The organism is Enterobacter sp. 168J2, from assembly GCF_034107265.1.
Classification (GTDB): Bacteria; Pseudomonadota; Gammaproteobacteria; order Enterobacterales; family Enterobacteriaceae; genus Enterobacter; species Enterobacter nematophilus.
Window position 1 is genome coordinate 633,002 of record NZ_JAWNEB010000001.1, and the last position, 14,007, is coordinate 647,008.

Below are 14,007 nucleotides of genomic sequence, written 5' to 3' on the forward strand. Positions count from 1 at the left end.
GTTATTGTTTTATAAGGGGTTAATGATAATTATGGCGAATGGGTGTGTCGGGAAGATCGGGTGAAGTGCAAAGAGTTTGTAAATTGTCCCCCCCGGCAGCACTGCGCTAACGGGGGGGGAAGGGCGAGTTACGCGACGGCGTTCTCTTCCAGCTGACGCATAAAGTTACGCACCCAGTCCATGCGGGTTTTACGCTCCGTCAGCTCCTGGGTAAATTTCAGACGCGTCGGGCCATCAAGACGGAAATGCTGCGGCTGTTTTTGCAGCAGGCCGATCAGCCACATCGGGTTGACGTGGTTCTTCTCGGCAAATTCAATCATGCCGCCTTTTTCGTTGCCTTCAAGCTTGCGAATGCCCAGCTTCTGCGCCTGCTGGCGCAGGCGCGCGATATCCAGCAGGTTACGCGCCGCATCTGGCAACAGGCCGAAGCGGTCGATTAGCTCCACTTTGATCTCTTCCAGCTCGTTCTCATTCTTCGCGCTGGCGATGCGTTTGTAGAATGAGAGACGGGTATTCACATCCGGAATGAAATCGTCCGGCAGCAGGGAAGGCATGCGGAGTTCAACCTCGGTCTGCTGGCTGGTCAAATCTTCCAGAGACGGCTCGCGTCCGGCCTTCAGGGCGTCAACCGCGTTTTCCAGCAGCTCCATATAGAGCGAGAAGCCGATGGTCTCCATGGAGCCGCTCTGGTCCTCACCCAGCAGTTCACCCGCACCGCGGATCTCCAGGTCGTGCGTGGCCAGCGCGAAGCCTGCGCCGAGGTCTTCCAGCGAGGCGATGGCTTCCAGGCGCTTTTGCGCGTCGGTGGTCATCGCTTTCGGATGCGGCGTCAGCAGCCAGGCGTAGGCCTGATGGTGCGAACGCCCGACGCGGCCGCGCAGCTGGTGAAGCTGGGCCAGGCCAAAGTGATCCGCGCGTTCGATGATAATCGTGTTCGCGGTCGGAATGTCGATCCCGGTTTCGATGATGGTGGTACACACCAGCACGTTAAAGCGCTGGTGGTGGAAGTCGTTCATCACCCGCTCCAGCTCGCGCTCGCGCATCTGTCCGTGACCGATGGCAACACGCGCTTCCGGTACCAGTTCCGCCAGCCTGTCGGCGGCTTTCTGGATATTTTCAACGTCGTTATACAGGTAATACACCTGGCCGCCGCGCAGCACCTCACGCAGGATCGCCTCGCGCACCACCAGATTGTCGTACTCGCGGACGAAGGTTTTTACCGCCAGACGGCGCGCCGGCGGCGTGGCGATAATCGACAGATCGCGCATGCCGCTCATCGCCATGTTCAGCGTGCGCGGGATAGGCGTGGCGGTCAGGGTCAGAATGTCGACGTCCGCGCGCATCGCCTTGATGCGCTCTTTATGACGCACCCCGAAGCGGTGCTCTTCGTCGACGATCAGCAGCCCCAGATCTTTCCACTTCACGTCGCTTTGCAGCAGCTTGTGGGTACCGATCAGAATGTCAATTTTGCCTTCGCTTGCCTGCTCCAGGATCTGCGTCTGCTCTTTGGTGCTGCGAAAACGCGACAGCATCTCGATGCGCACCGGCCAGTTGGCGAAGCGGTCGCGGAAGTTGTCGAAGTGCTGCTGGGCGAGCAGGGTGGTCGGCACCAGCACCGCCACCTGCTTGTTATTTTCCACCGCCAGGAAGGCGGCGCGCATCGCCACTTCGGTTTTGCCGAAGCCGACGTCGCCGCAGACTAAGCGGTCCATCGCCAGCGGCTGGCACATGTCGCTCAGCACGGCGTTAATAGCCTGGGCCTGATCCGGCGTGGTTTCAAACGGGAAGCTGTCGCAGAACAGCTGGTACTGTTCTTTGTCGTGCTTAAAGGCGAAGCCCTCTTTGGCCGCGCGCTGGGCATAGATGTCCAGCAGCTCGGCCGCCACGTCGCGCACTTTTTCCGCGGCCTTCTGGCGCGCGCGCGCCCAGGCGTCGCCGCCCAGCTTGTGCAGCGGCGCGTTCTCCTCCGCGCCGCCCGCATAGCGGCTGATCAGGTGCAGCGACGAGACCGGTACATAGAGTTTGGCGTCATTGGCGTAGGTCAGCATCAGGTACTCACCTTTAATGCCGCCCGCTTCCAGCGTGGTCATCCCCTGATAGCGGCCAACGCCGTGCTCCAGGTGAACAATCGGCTGGCCCGGATGCAGCTCGGCCAGGTTGCGGATCAGCGTGTCCGGGTTGATGGTCCGACGGCTGTCCTGACGGCGGCGCGCGACGCGCTCGCCCAGCAGGTCGCTTTCGCAAATCAGCGCCAGGTTGTTGAGCGTGTCGATGAACCCGTGCTCGGCGGCGCCAATCATCAGGTAACGACCGTTTCCGGTCGCTTCGCTCAGGCGCAGGATGCGCTTCGGCGCCACCTTAATGCGTCCCAGCAGCTCACCTAAAGCTTCGCGGCGGCCTTCGCTCTCAACGGAGAAGACCACCGGGCCGGTAAAGGACTCCAGAAACTTGCGCAGATTATCCAGCGGCGATTTCTGCTGCGCCTGAACGGCCAGGTCCGGCAGCGTGCGGAAGGCGAGGTTGGTGTTGGCGGCCTTATCGGCAAGCGAATCGGTTTTCAGCTGCATGCGCGGCCAGCGCTTAAGCTCGGCGTTGAGCTCGTCGGTGCGCAGCCATAGCGCTTCCGGCGGCAGGAGCGGACGCATCGGGTCAACGCCCCGGTTTTCGAAGCGCGCGCGGGTTTCGCTTTCAAAGCGGCTGGCGCTGGCGTCGATATCGCCGGTGTTCACAATCAGGGTATTCGCCGGGAAGTAGCTGAACAGGGGAGGCAGTGGCTCGCTGAAGAACAGCGGCTGCCAGTATTCGATCCCGGCCGGGAGCGTACCTTTGCTGACCTGCTGATAGATATGTTCTGCATCACGCTTCACGTCGAACCTGTCGCGCCACTGGCTGCGGAACAGCTCGATGGCGGTTTTGTCCGTCGGGAACTCGTGGGCAGGCAGTAAATTGATGGATTCCACCTCTTCCAGCGTGCGCTGGGTGTCGGCATCGAACACGCGCAGGCTGTCGATTTCATCATCAAAGAAATCCAGACGATACGGCTGGTCGCTGCCCATCGGGTAAAGGTCGAGCAGCGCGCCGCGGGTCGCATATTCTCCGTGCTCCATGACCTGATCGACATGGCGATATCCTGCACCGTCAAGCTGGTCGCGCAGGGTGTCGCGCGACAGGCGCTGGCCTTTTTTCATCACCAGCGCGTGACCGTGCAGATAGCTGTGCGGGCAGACGCGCTGCATCAGGGTATTCACCGGCACAATCAGCACGCCGCGCTGCATGGTCGGGAGTTGATACAGAGTCGACAGGCGCGAGGAGATGATCTCCTGATGCGGAGAGAAGCTGTCATAAGGCAGCGTTTCCCAGTCGGCCAGGCTGAACACCAGGCTATCGGTGAACTGGCGGATTTCGTCGTGCAGGCGCAGGGCGTTTTGCATATCCGGGGCAACCAGCACCACCGGGCCAGGGTGCCGCTCAGCGATTTCTGCCACCAGCGTGGCGCACGCCGCGCCCGTGAGTTCACCCAGCTGGCGCTGGTCGCCCGCTTTGACGGGCAAGGAATAACGATAGTGTTCAGGCATGGCTATGTCAGAGTCTCTTATGGATATACCAACAGTATTGGGGCATATCACTGATACGCAATGTCTTTATTATCCTCGATCGTTTTACATAAGCAAATCGTAACCGCACGGCAGGGCTAAACGCCCCCAAAACGGGGGCGGAGAGGGCATTAACGCGTGGAAGGTGACAGGGTCCGCGTAGACGGAGGAGAGAAGAAAACGTCCCCGAACAGGGCGGTGGAGATTTTACGCACCCCGAGCCCGGCAAGGGTACAGATAAGCAGGCTGGCAAACGGGTAGACCAGAATTAAGGACAGCTCGGCCCAGACCGGCCAGTATGCTGCATTCATCTCGCCAATCAGGATCAGGCTGAAGGCCTCAATTAAGATGCGGTGGGTGGTATAGATCGCAATGGTGTTTGAGCCAATCACGTTCAGCAGGTTGTTGGGATGCACGGCATAGCGCTGCTCAAGGCTGTAAAACAGCTTCATGATTAACACAATCGACAGCAGAGAAAGCAGGAGAGGAACGTTAGCAAACCACAGCACGACGGAGACGGCCGCGAAAGCGCCGGTAGCCAGCCAGGTGCGGCGCAGGTTAAAGCTTTTCATCCACGCCATCAGCTCTACGCCATACCACGCCCCCAGGCTGTAGTAGATCATGTTGCGTACCACGCTGTTCATTCCCCACCACGGCAGCGGCAGAAAGTTGATCGCGATGCTCGCCAGCGCAAGCAGTCCAAGTACCGGCAGCTTCCAGCGGCTCAGCAGTTTACACAGCGTGAAATAGACCACCAGGGCATACAGATACCACAGGCTGGTGCTGGCGGTGAGCATGCCCCGCACAAATCCTGCCAGGGAATCGGCGTAGGCCGCGTTCGACGAGGTGGCAAGCTCGCGATCGGGCGCCAGCCAGGCGTTCAGGTGGGTCAGCGCCTGCCATTGCAGGATCCCCCACAGCGCCAGAACCCAGACAATGCTCCAGATCCGCTTGTCGAGGCTGGTGCGCCAGTCTACCTCATCAATATAACGACGGATCAGATAGCCGGAGATAAAGAAGAAGACCGGCATCCGGAACGGGGCGAGATAGAGGTTAAAATAGACCCAGCATTTGGCGAGGAGCCCGGAGAGCGGGTGTTGCAGCCCGCTCAGATGCGGGTAAAAGGTGATGACCGAATGGTAGATAACCACAAGGCAAATACACAGCCCTTTTATCTGGTTAATCCATAATGCTTTTTGCTTCATTGTTCGCGACTACCTTATTGCCATAAACGAACGAGCAATTGTTGTTAAACGAAGCCGGGATGTAACGGGTAACAGTCTGTATCAGGAGGTTTTTCGGAAAAGGTGGAGGCTGCGAGGTGAGGATTCAGCCAATAGCACGCTGATTTATCTGAATTTATCGGAAAAATGATTACCAAAGCTTACGGTTTCAGTCATTTACCCTTAACGGATTCGCTTATATACTCGTGGGTCTGCTATCAGCAAACAGACGGACTTCATGTATCAACCTGTCGCACTCTTCATAGGCTTACGTTACATGCGTGGGCGCGCCGCGGACCGCTTCGGTCGCTTTGTCTCCTGGCTTTCGACTATTGGCATTACGCTCGGCGTGATGGCTCTGGTGACGGTACTTTCCGTTATGAATGGCTTCGAGCGCGAGCTGCAAAACAATATCCTGGGGCTGATGCCGCAGGCCGTTCTCTCCTCAACCAACGGTTCCGTTAACCCGCAACAGCTGCCGGAAAGCGCGGCGAAGCTACAGGGCGTCACGCGCGTTGCGCCGCTCACGACGGGCGACGTGGTGCTGCAAAGTGCCCGCAGCGTGGCGGTGGGCGTGATGCTGGGAATTGACCCGGCGCAAAAAGACCCGCTGACGCCATTCCTGGTTAACGTGAAGCAAACCGATCTGGAAGCCGGAAAATACAACGTGATTCTGGGTGAGCAGCTTGCCGGGCAGCTTGGCGTCAACCGTGGCGACCAGCTGCGCGTGATGGTGCCGTCGGCCAGCCAGTTTACGCCGATGGGGCGCCTGCCGAGCCAGCGCCTGTTTAACGTAATTGGTACCTTTGCCGCCAACAGCGAAGTTGACGGCTATCAGATGCTGGTGAATATTCAGGATGCTTCACGCCTGATGCGTTACCCGGCGGGGAATATCACCGGCTGGCGCCTGTGGCTCGATCAGCCGCTGAAGGTCGATACCCTCAGCCAGCAAAAATTGCCGGACGGCACCAAATGGCAGGACTGGCGCGAGCGTAAAGGCGAGCTGTTCCAGGCCGTGCGCATGGAAAAAAACATGATGGGGCTGCTGCTGAGCCTGATCGTCGCCGTGGCTGCATTTAACATCATCACCTCGCTGGGCCTGATGGTGATGGAGAAGCAGGGCGAGGTTGCCATCCTGCAAACCCAGGGGCTGACGCCGCGCCAGATCATGGCGGTCTTTATGGTGCAGGGGGCCAGTGCCGGCATTATCGGCGCGCTGCTGGGCGCCGTGCTCGGCGCACTGCTTGCCAGCCAGCTTAACAACTTGATGCCGATCATCGGCGCGCTGCTTGACGGCGCGGCGCTGCCGGTGGCTATCGAGCCGCTGCAGGTGGTCGGTATTGCGCTGGCCGCGATGGCCATTGCGCTGCTTTCTACGCTTTATCCTTCCTGGCGCGCTGCCGCCACTCAACCCGCTGAGGCTTTACGTTATGAATAAGATCCTGTTGCAATGCGACAACCTGTCCAAACGCTATCAGGAAGGCACTGTGCAGACCGACGTGCTGCACAATGTGAGCTTTAGCGTGGGCGAGGGCGAGATGATGGCGATTGTCGGCAGCTCCGGCTCCGGCAAAAGTACGCTGCTGCACCTGCTGGGCGGGCTGGACACGCCAACCAACGGCGACGTGATCTTCTCCGGCCAGCCGATGAGCAAAATGTCCTCTGCGGCGAAGGCCGAGCTGCGTAACCGCGAGCTGGGCTTTATCTACCAGTTCCACCACCTGCTGCCGGACTTCACGGCGCTGGAAAACGTGGCGATGCCGTTGCTGATTGGCAAAAAGAAACCGGCAGAAATTAACGCCCGCGCCAGCGATATGCTGAAAGCGGTAGGGCTGGGCCACCGTGGCAATCACCGCCCGTCGGAGCTGTCCGGCGGCGAGCGCCAGCGCGTGGCGATTGCCCGCGCGCTGGTCAATAATCCGCGCCTGGTGCTGGCGGATGAACCGACCGGTAACCTGGACGCGCGCAATGCGGACAGTATCTTCCAGCTTCTCGGCGAGCTGAACGCTTCTCAGGGTACCGCGTTTCTGGTGGTGACCCACGATCTGCAGCTGGCAAAACGCATGGGTCGCCAGCTTGAGATGCGCGACGGCCATCTGAATGCGGAACTGACCCTGATGGGGGCAGAGTAATGGCGTCACCGTTATCGTTACTCATCGGGTTACGTTTTAGCCGCGGCCGCCGTCGCGGCGGCATGGTGTCGCTGATCTCCGTGATCTCCACCATCGGTATTGCGCTGGGCGTGGCGGTCCTGATTGTCGGCTTAAGCGCCATGAACGGCTTTGAGCGCGAGCTGAATAACCGCATTCTGGCGGTGGTGCCGCACGGGGAGATCGAGCCGGTTAACCAGCCGTGGACCAACTGGAGCGATGCGCTCGCCAAAGTGGAAAAAGTACCGGGCATTGCCGCAGCCGCGCCCTACATCAACTTTACCGGGCTGGTGGAGAGCGGGGTAAACCTGCGCGCCATTCAGGTAAAAGGGGTCAACCCGGCGCAGGAGGAGCGTCTCAGCGCGCTGCCGAAATATGTCCAGAACGGCGCGTGGGCTAACTTTAAGGCCGGCGAGCAGCAGATCATTATGGGTAAAGGCGTTGCCGATGCCCTGAAGGTGAAGCAGGGCGACTGGGTATCAATTATGATCCCGAACGCCAGCGCCGACCACAAAATACAGCAGCCCAAGCGCGTGCGCCTGCACGTCACCGGTATTCTCCAGCTGAGCGGCCAGCTTGACCATAGCTTTGCGATGGTTCCGCTGGAAGATGCGCGCCAGTATCTCGACATGGGCAACAGCGTGACGGGCATTGCCATTAAGGTGAACGACGTCTTTAACGCCAACAAGCTGGTGCGTGATGCCGGCAGCGTCACCAATAACTACGTCTATATCAAAAGCTGGATCGGCACTTACGGGTATATGTACCGTGATATCCAGATGATCCGCGCGATCATGTATCTGGCGATGGTGCTGGTGATTGGCGTAGCGTGCTTTAATATCGTCTCGACGCTGGTAATGGCGGTTAAGGACAAGAGCGGCGACATCGCCGTGCTGCGTACCCTCGGGGCAAAAGACGGTCTTATTCGCGCCATCTTCGTCTGGTACGGTTTGCTGGCAGGGCTGTTCGGCAGCCTGTGCGGCGTGGTGATTGGCGTGGTGGTTTCCCTGCAGCTGACGCCGATCATCAACGGGATTGAAAAGCTTATCGGCCACCAGTTCCTGTCCGGTGACATCTATTTTATTGACTTCCTGCCGTCTGAACTGCACTGGCTGGACGTTTTTTATGTGCTGGTTACAGCACTTTTACTGAGTCTGCTGGCAAGCTGGTATCCGGCGCGTCGCGCAAGCCGAATTGATCCGGCGAGGGTATTAAGTGGCCAGTAATTACGTCATGGCGTAGCGGTCCTGAGGCCGCTATGTCAGAAAGAGGAATGCACTATGTATTATGGATTTGATATTGGCGGCACCAAGATTGCGCTCGGCGTGTTTGATAAAAACCTCAAACTGCAGTGGGAGACCCGCGTTCCCACGCCGCGCGAAAGCTACGATGAATTTTTAACCGCCATTGCCGCGCTGGTGGCGCAGGCGGATGAACGCTTCGGCGTGAAGGGCAGCGTCGGCATCGGCATTCCGGGGATGCCGGAAACCGATGACGGCACGCTGTACGCCGCCAACGTGCCGGCCGCCAGCGGTAAACCGCTCCGCGCCGACCTGTCGGCCCTCCTTGAACGCGACGTGCGTTTAGATAACGATGCCAACTGCTTTGCCCTCTCTGAAGCCTGGGACGATGAATTCCGCCAATATCCGCTGGTGATGGGGCTGATCCTCGGTACCGGAGTCGGCGGGGGGCTTGCGATCAACGGCAAGCCGATTACCGGGCGCAGCTACATCACCGGGGAGTTTGGCCATATCCGCCTCCCGGTGGATGCGCTGGAGGTGGTGGGGCGTGATTTCCCGCTCACCCGCTGCGGCTGTGGTCAGCACGGCTGTATCGAGAACTATCTCTCAGGACGCGGGTTTGCATGGCTTTACGAACACTTCTATCATCAGAAACTTGAGGCCCCTCAAATCATTACCCTGTGGGAGCAGGGGGATGCGCAGGCGCGTGAGCACGTTGAGCGCTATCTGGATCTGCTGGCGGTGTGTCTGGGAAATATTCTCACCATCGTCGACCCGGATCTGCTGGTGATCGGGGGAGGGCTGTCAAACTTTACTGCGATTACGGAACGGTTGTCCGGGCGTCTGCCCCGACATTTATTGCCGGTCGCCCGCGTGCCGCGTATTGAACGCGCGCGACACGGGGACGCAGGAGGCATGCGCGGAGCCGCATTCCTTCATCTTACCGATTAGTTTACGAGGTCTTTATGCTGTCGCGTCGCCAGGGTCGACTCAGCCGTTTTCGCAAAAACAAACGCCGCTTACGAGAGCGCTTGCGCCAGCGGATCTTTTTCAGAGACAGAATCATGCCAGAAGCGATGGATAAACCCAGAGTGGTGGTGCTGACCGGCGCGGGGATCTCCGCCGAGTCAGGAATTCAAACCTTCCGTGCAGCGGACGGGCTGTGGGAAGAGCACCGCGTCGAGGACGTGGCGACGCCGGAAGGCTTTGCCCGCGATCCGGATCTCGTGCAGGCGTTTTACAACGCTCGCCGCCGGCAGCTTCAGCAGCCTGAGATTGCGCCGAACGCGGCGCATATGGCGCTGGCGAAGCTGGAAGAGGCGCTCGGGGATCGTTTTCTGCTGGTGACGCAGAATATTGACAACCTGCACGAGCGGGCCGGTAACAAGAACATCATCCACATGCACGGTGAGCTGCTCAAGGTTCGCTGCGCCTGGAGCGGCCAGGTGCTGGACTGGAAAGAGGACGTGCTGCCAGAGGATAAGTGCCACTGCTGCCAGTTCCCGTCGCGCCTGCGTCCGCACGTGGTCTGGTTTGGCGAAATGCCGCTGGGGATGGATGAGATCTACAGCGCGCTGGCGATGGCGGACGTGTTTATCGCTATTGGCACATCAGGACACGTTTACCCGGCGGCGGGGTTTGTTCACGAAGCGCGACTGCACGGAGCGCATACGGTAGAGCTCAATTTGGAGCCAAGCCAGGTGGGCAGCGAGTTTGAAGAGAAGCAATACGGCCTGGCGAGCGAGGTGGTGCCAGCCTTTGTGGATAAGCTTCTGAAGGGGCTGTAAGCGTAACGGGCGGCGTTGCGTCGCCCGTTACGTATTGCATTAACGACCTGCTTTTAACTTCTGATAATACTCTTCGTAAAGGCGGCTCGCGCCGCCTACATCGTTCTGCCATTCACCTTTGCTGATGGTTTCGGCATCCGGATAGAGTGACTTATCGTTAGCCACGTCAGGCTTTAGCAGCTTGCGGGCGGCCATGTTTGGCGTCGGGTAGCCAATCGTCTCGGCAACCTGTTTCGCCACGTCCGGACGCAGCAGGAAATTAATCAGCTTCAGCGCGCCGTCCACGTTCTTCGCGTTGGCCGGGATCGCGAGGCTGTCCATCCAGAAGATCCCGCCTTCCTTCGGCCAGACCACCTCCAGCGGCGTACCGGCCTGGCGGGCAACATACGCAGAGCCGTTCCACACCATCCCCAGATTTACTTCGCCTTCCATATACGGGTTTGCCGGGTTATCAGAGTTGAATGCCGCCACGTTAGGCATCAGCTTTTTCAGCTCGTTGTAGGCCGCTTCGATCTCTTTCGGATCGGTGGTGTTACCGGAATAGCCAAGTTTACGCAGCGCGATCTGGAACACTTCGCGCGCATCGTCGGTTAACAGCAGGCTGCCTTTGTATTCCGGTTTCCACAGATCGGCCCAGCCGGTGACCGTTTTCGGATCGATGGCCTCGCTGTTCACGCCAATAGCGGTTGCGCCCCAGATGTACGGAATGGAGTAGTCGTTATTCGGGTCGAACGGCTTGTTGAGCATCTCCGGATCGAGGTTTGAAAAATGGGTTAGCTTCGTTTTGTCGATCTTCTGGATCATCCCCTCTTTGCGCATTTTGTCGACAAAGTAGGTGGAGGGAACGACCAGATCGTACGCGCCGTCTTTGTAGGTTTTCAGCTTGGCGTACATGGTTTCATTCGACTCGTAGGTCGAGTAGATAACCTTGATGCCCGTCTCTTTGGTGAACTGCTCCAGCAGGCCAGGCGGCACGTATTCGGTCCAGTTGTAGAAGTAGAGCGTTTTGCTGTCATCAGCGTGCGCGGCACCCATGCCAAGCACCAGCGCCGCAGCGGCGAGCATTTTTTTCATTTCATTGTCCCCTGAGGTTTTGTTTTATCACGAGCAATAACCTGGCTGGCGATCACCAGAACCAGCGAAAACACCAGCAGAATGGTCGCCAGCGCGTTCACCTCCGGTGAGACGCCGACTTTCACCATTGAATAGATCTTCAACGGCAGAATTTCGTAGCTCGGCCCGGTCACGAATGAGGAGACCACGACGTCATCCATCGACAGGGTAAAGCTAAGCAGCCATCCGGCAGCGACAGCAGGCATCGCCAGCGGCAGGATGATTTTGCGCAGGATGGTCATTTCGCTGGCACCCAGATCTTTCGCTGCCTCCAGCATGCGCACGTCGAACCCTTTCAGGCGGGCGTAGACGGTTACCACCACAAACGGCAGGCAGAAGGTGATATGGGAAAACAGCAGCGACCAGAAGCCAAGCTGTACGCCCAGCAGCATAAACAGCACCAGCAGCGAAATGGCCATCACGATGTCCGGCGACATCATCACCACAAACAGCATGCCGCTGACGAACGGCTTGCCGCGAAAGCGGTAGCGGTACAGCGCCACGGCGGTGAGGGAGCCAATCAGCGTGGCGAAGGTGGCGGAGACGATCGCCATCGTCAACGAGTGCTGGGCTGCCTGCAGCAGGCTGTCGTTGTTCATCAGCAGGCTGTACCAGCTGGTGGTAAAGCCCTGCCAGTTAATCCCGAAGCGCGAGCTGTTAAAGGAGTTCACGATTAAAATGATAATCGGGATATAAAGGTAAGCGTAAATGGCGGTCATAAAACCGCCGCGAAGCAGTCGACCGATCATTCGAGCTCCACCTTTTTATTCAGCAAGCGTGAGGCGCGCCAGTAGACCAGCAGCATCAGGCCCATTACCACCGTGAGCGTAATGCTGGTCGCGGAGCCGAACGGCCAGTCGCGGATGTTGAGGAACTGACTCTTAATCACGTTACCGATCAGCAGGTTTTTCGCCCCGCCCATCAGGTCCGACACGTAGAACAGGCCCATCGCAGGCAGCATCACCAGCAGACAGCCCGCGATAATGCCGGGCATGGTCAGCGGAATGATAATCCGGATAAAGGTCTGCAGCTTGCTGGCCCCCAGGTCTTTTGCCGCTTCCAGCAGCGGTTTATCCAGCTTTTCAATGCTGGAGTAGAGCGGCATCACCATAAACGGCAGCAGGATATAGACCAGGCCAACGATCACCGCGCTCGGGGTGAACATAATGCGGATCGGCGTATCAATCACCCCCAGCCACAGCAGAAATTCATTGAGGTAGCCTTTGGTGCTGAGGAAGATTTTCAGCCCGTAGATGCGAATCAGCGAGTTGGTCCAGAACGGCACAATCAGCAGAAACAGCAGCAGCGGGCGCACCTTTTGCGGCAGTCCCGCCAGGAACCATGCGAAAGGGTACCCCAGCAGCAGGCAGGCCACGGTGGCAATTAGCGCCATATTGAGCGAGTGCAGCAGCACGTTAAAATAGAGCGGATCGAGCAGGCGCGCGTAGTTATCCAGCGTAAAGACCAGCGAAACGAAGTTTGCATCGTCGCGGGTCAGGAAGCTGGTGGCAACGATCATCAGGTTGGGTAAAAAGACAAATAGCACAAGCCAACCGACGATTGTGGCAATCACCACCTTCTGGAACTTACTTGTGTTCTTCATCAGCCAGCACAACCTCCCAGCTTTCTACCCAGTTGATAACCATTTTCTGGTCAAGAGAGTGGTCAAAGTCAGGGTCGTCCTCGTTAAAGAATTCGCTGACCATCACCATTTTGCCGTTCTCCAGTTCAACCACGGACTCGAGGGTCATCCCTTTATAGTTACGTTCGCGAACGTAACCGATCAGACCTTCGACGTCGGCCGCGTCGTGGATCTCATCAACGCGGAGATCTTCCGGGCGCAGCAGGACGTTGAGTTTTTGGCCTTTCTCGACGGCAAAGTTCACGGTGATAATGCAGTCGCGTCCCTCGACGTTCGCGCGAACGCGCTGCGCATCCAGACGCTCAAGCACCGTGGCGTTGAAGATATTGATCTCGCCAATAAAGCTGGCGACAAACAGGTTTTTCGGCTCTTCGTAAATTTCACGCGGCGTACCGTCCTGCTCGATTTTGCCGTCGCGCATCACCACGATGCGGTCAGACATGGTCAGCGCCTCTTCCTGATCGTGGGTGACAAACACGAACGTGATACCGAGCTTGCGCTGTAGCGCCTTCAGCTCGTTCTGCATCTGCTTGCGCAGCTTGTAGTCCAGCGCGGAGAGGGATTCATCCAGCAGAAGCAGGCGTGGTTTATTGACGACTGCGCGGGCAATGGCCACACGCTGCTGCTGACCGCCGGAGAGCTGGTGGGGCTTTCGCTGGGCAAACGCTTCCAGCTGTACCATGCGCAGAGCTTCGGTGACGCGCGGTTCGATCTCATTAGCCGGGGTTTTTTGCATCCGCAGGCCAAACGCCACGTTCTCAAACACGGTCATGTGCGGGAACAGAGCGTAGCTCTGAAAAACGGTATTGACGTGGCGATCTTCGGCAGGAACCTGGGTGATGTCCTGGTTCTCAAGATGGATGCGGCCATTATCAACGCTTTCCAGCCCGGCGATAAGGCGCAGTACGGTGGTTTTGCCGCAGCCGGAGGGGCCAAGCAGCGTAAGAAACTCACCATCATTGATGGTCAGGTTGAGGTCTGAAATGACGTCTTTGCCATCAAAGCTTTTACGAATTCGTTCCAGTTGCACCAGCGGTGAACGAGAACGGGATTGTGTATTCAATTTTTGCGCTGTCCCATATAGACGCCTCAGGCAGCAGACTGAAGCGGGGTTTGTGTGTAACCACCTTGGTGACTCGTAATGAGGGCGGACATTCTACGGCAATCCCCCGTAATCGCCAATCCTTGTCACTGATTCATAAGCTACATTTATTAACGCATAAAGATATAAACGTAAAAAGTTCTCGTTTGCGGGATA

11 protein-coding genes are annotated in these 14,007 nt (G+C 58.1%); 5 read left to right on the top strand and 6 right to left on the bottom strand.

What is annotated here, in order from left to right:
• Positions 1 to 128: 128 nt before the first annotated feature.
• Positions 129 to 3,575: a transcription-repair coupling factor gene (gene mfd / locus USG84_RS03120; protein WP_253541571.1), complete on the bottom strand. Its 3,447-nt coding sequence runs from the start codon at positions 3,573 to 3,575 to the stop codon at positions 129 to 131.
• Between the two features lie 149 nt (positions 3,576 to 3,724).
• On the bottom strand, positions 3,725 to 4,798 hold the full coding sequence (locus tag USG84_RS03125) for an acyltransferase family protein (protein ID WP_061098558.1): 1,074 nt from the start codon (positions 4,796 to 4,798) through the stop codon (positions 3,725 to 3,727).
• 256 nt (positions 4,799 to 5,054) lie between these two features.
• Here USG84_RS03125 and lolC point away from each other — a divergent pair, with 256 nt between their 5' ends.
• Genes lolC through cobB form a run of 5 tightly spaced genes read left to right on the top strand, consistent with a single transcriptional unit; the run spans position 5,055 to position 9,994 of the window.
• Positions 5,055 to 6,254 (top strand): lipoprotein-releasing ABC transporter permease subunit LolC, encoded by a 1,200-nt coding sequence (gene lolC, locus USG84_RS03130; RefSeq protein ID WP_061098557.1) that lies wholly within the window; start codon positions 5,055 to 5,057, stop codon positions 6,252 to 6,254.
• The gene (lolD, locus tag USG84_RS03135) at positions 6,247 to 6,948 is read left to right on the top strand and encodes a lipoprotein-releasing ABC transporter ATP-binding protein LolD (RefSeq protein WP_008500772.1); all 702 of its coding nucleotides are present in this window, start codon (positions 6,247 to 6,249) and stop codon (positions 6,946 to 6,948) included. Before lolC ends, lolD begins: the two co-directional genes overlap by 8 nt.
• Entirely contained in the window at positions 6,948 to 8,192 is a 1,245-nt protein-coding gene (lolE, locus tag USG84_RS03140; protein ID WP_151413189.1) for a lipoprotein-releasing ABC transporter permease subunit LolE, read from the top strand. The genes lolD and lolE overlap by 1 nt, the downstream gene beginning before the upstream one ends.
• Before the next feature lie 54 nt (positions 8,193 to 8,246).
• Positions 8,247 to 9,158 carry an N-acetylglucosamine kinase gene (gene nagK, locus USG84_RS03145; RefSeq protein ID WP_151413190.1) on the top strand — a complete coding sequence of 304 codons (912 nt, stop codon included), beginning with the start codon at positions 8,247 to 8,249 and terminating at the stop codon, positions 9,156 to 9,158.
• A 14-nt stretch (positions 9,159 to 9,172) separates the two neighbouring features.
• The gene (cobB, locus tag USG84_RS03150; RefSeq protein ID WP_061098554.1) at positions 9,173 to 9,994 is read left to right on the top strand and encodes a Sir2 family NAD+-dependent deacetylase; all 822 of its coding nucleotides are present in this window, start codon (positions 9,173 to 9,175) and stop codon (positions 9,992 to 9,994) included.
• A gap of 39 nt (positions 9,995 to 10,033) precedes the next feature.
• On the opposite strand, the gene potD is transcribed toward cobB, so the two are convergent.
• Genes potD through potA form a run of 4 tightly spaced genes read right to left on the bottom strand, consistent with a single transcriptional unit; the run spans position 10,034 to position 13,842 of the window.
• The gene (gene potD, locus USG84_RS03155) at positions 10,034 to 11,068 is read right to left on the bottom strand and encodes a spermidine/putrescine ABC transporter substrate-binding protein PotD (protein WP_151413191.1); all 1,035 of its coding nucleotides are present in this window, start codon (positions 11,066 to 11,068) and stop codon (positions 10,034 to 10,036) included.
• Positions 11,065 to 11,856 carry a spermidine/putrescine ABC transporter permease PotC gene (potC, locus tag USG84_RS03160; RefSeq protein ID WP_061098552.1) on the bottom strand — a complete coding sequence of 264 codons (792 nt, stop codon included), beginning with the start codon at positions 11,854 to 11,856 and terminating at the stop codon, positions 11,065 to 11,067. Before potC ends, potD begins: the two co-directional genes overlap by 4 nt.
• Positions 11,853 to 12,710 (bottom strand): spermidine/putrescine ABC transporter permease PotB, encoded by an 858-nt coding sequence (gene potB / locus USG84_RS03165; RefSeq protein ID WP_151413192.1) that lies wholly within the window; start codon positions 12,708 to 12,710, stop codon positions 11,853 to 11,855. The genes potC and potB overlap by 4 nt, the downstream gene beginning before the upstream one ends.
• Entirely contained in the window at positions 12,694 to 13,842 is a 1,149-nt protein-coding gene (gene potA / locus USG84_RS03170) for a spermidine/putrescine ABC transporter ATP-binding protein PotA (protein WP_192845941.1), read from the bottom strand. The genes potB and potA overlap by 17 nt, the downstream gene beginning before the upstream one ends.
• Positions 13,843 to 14,007: the final 165 nt, after the last annotated feature.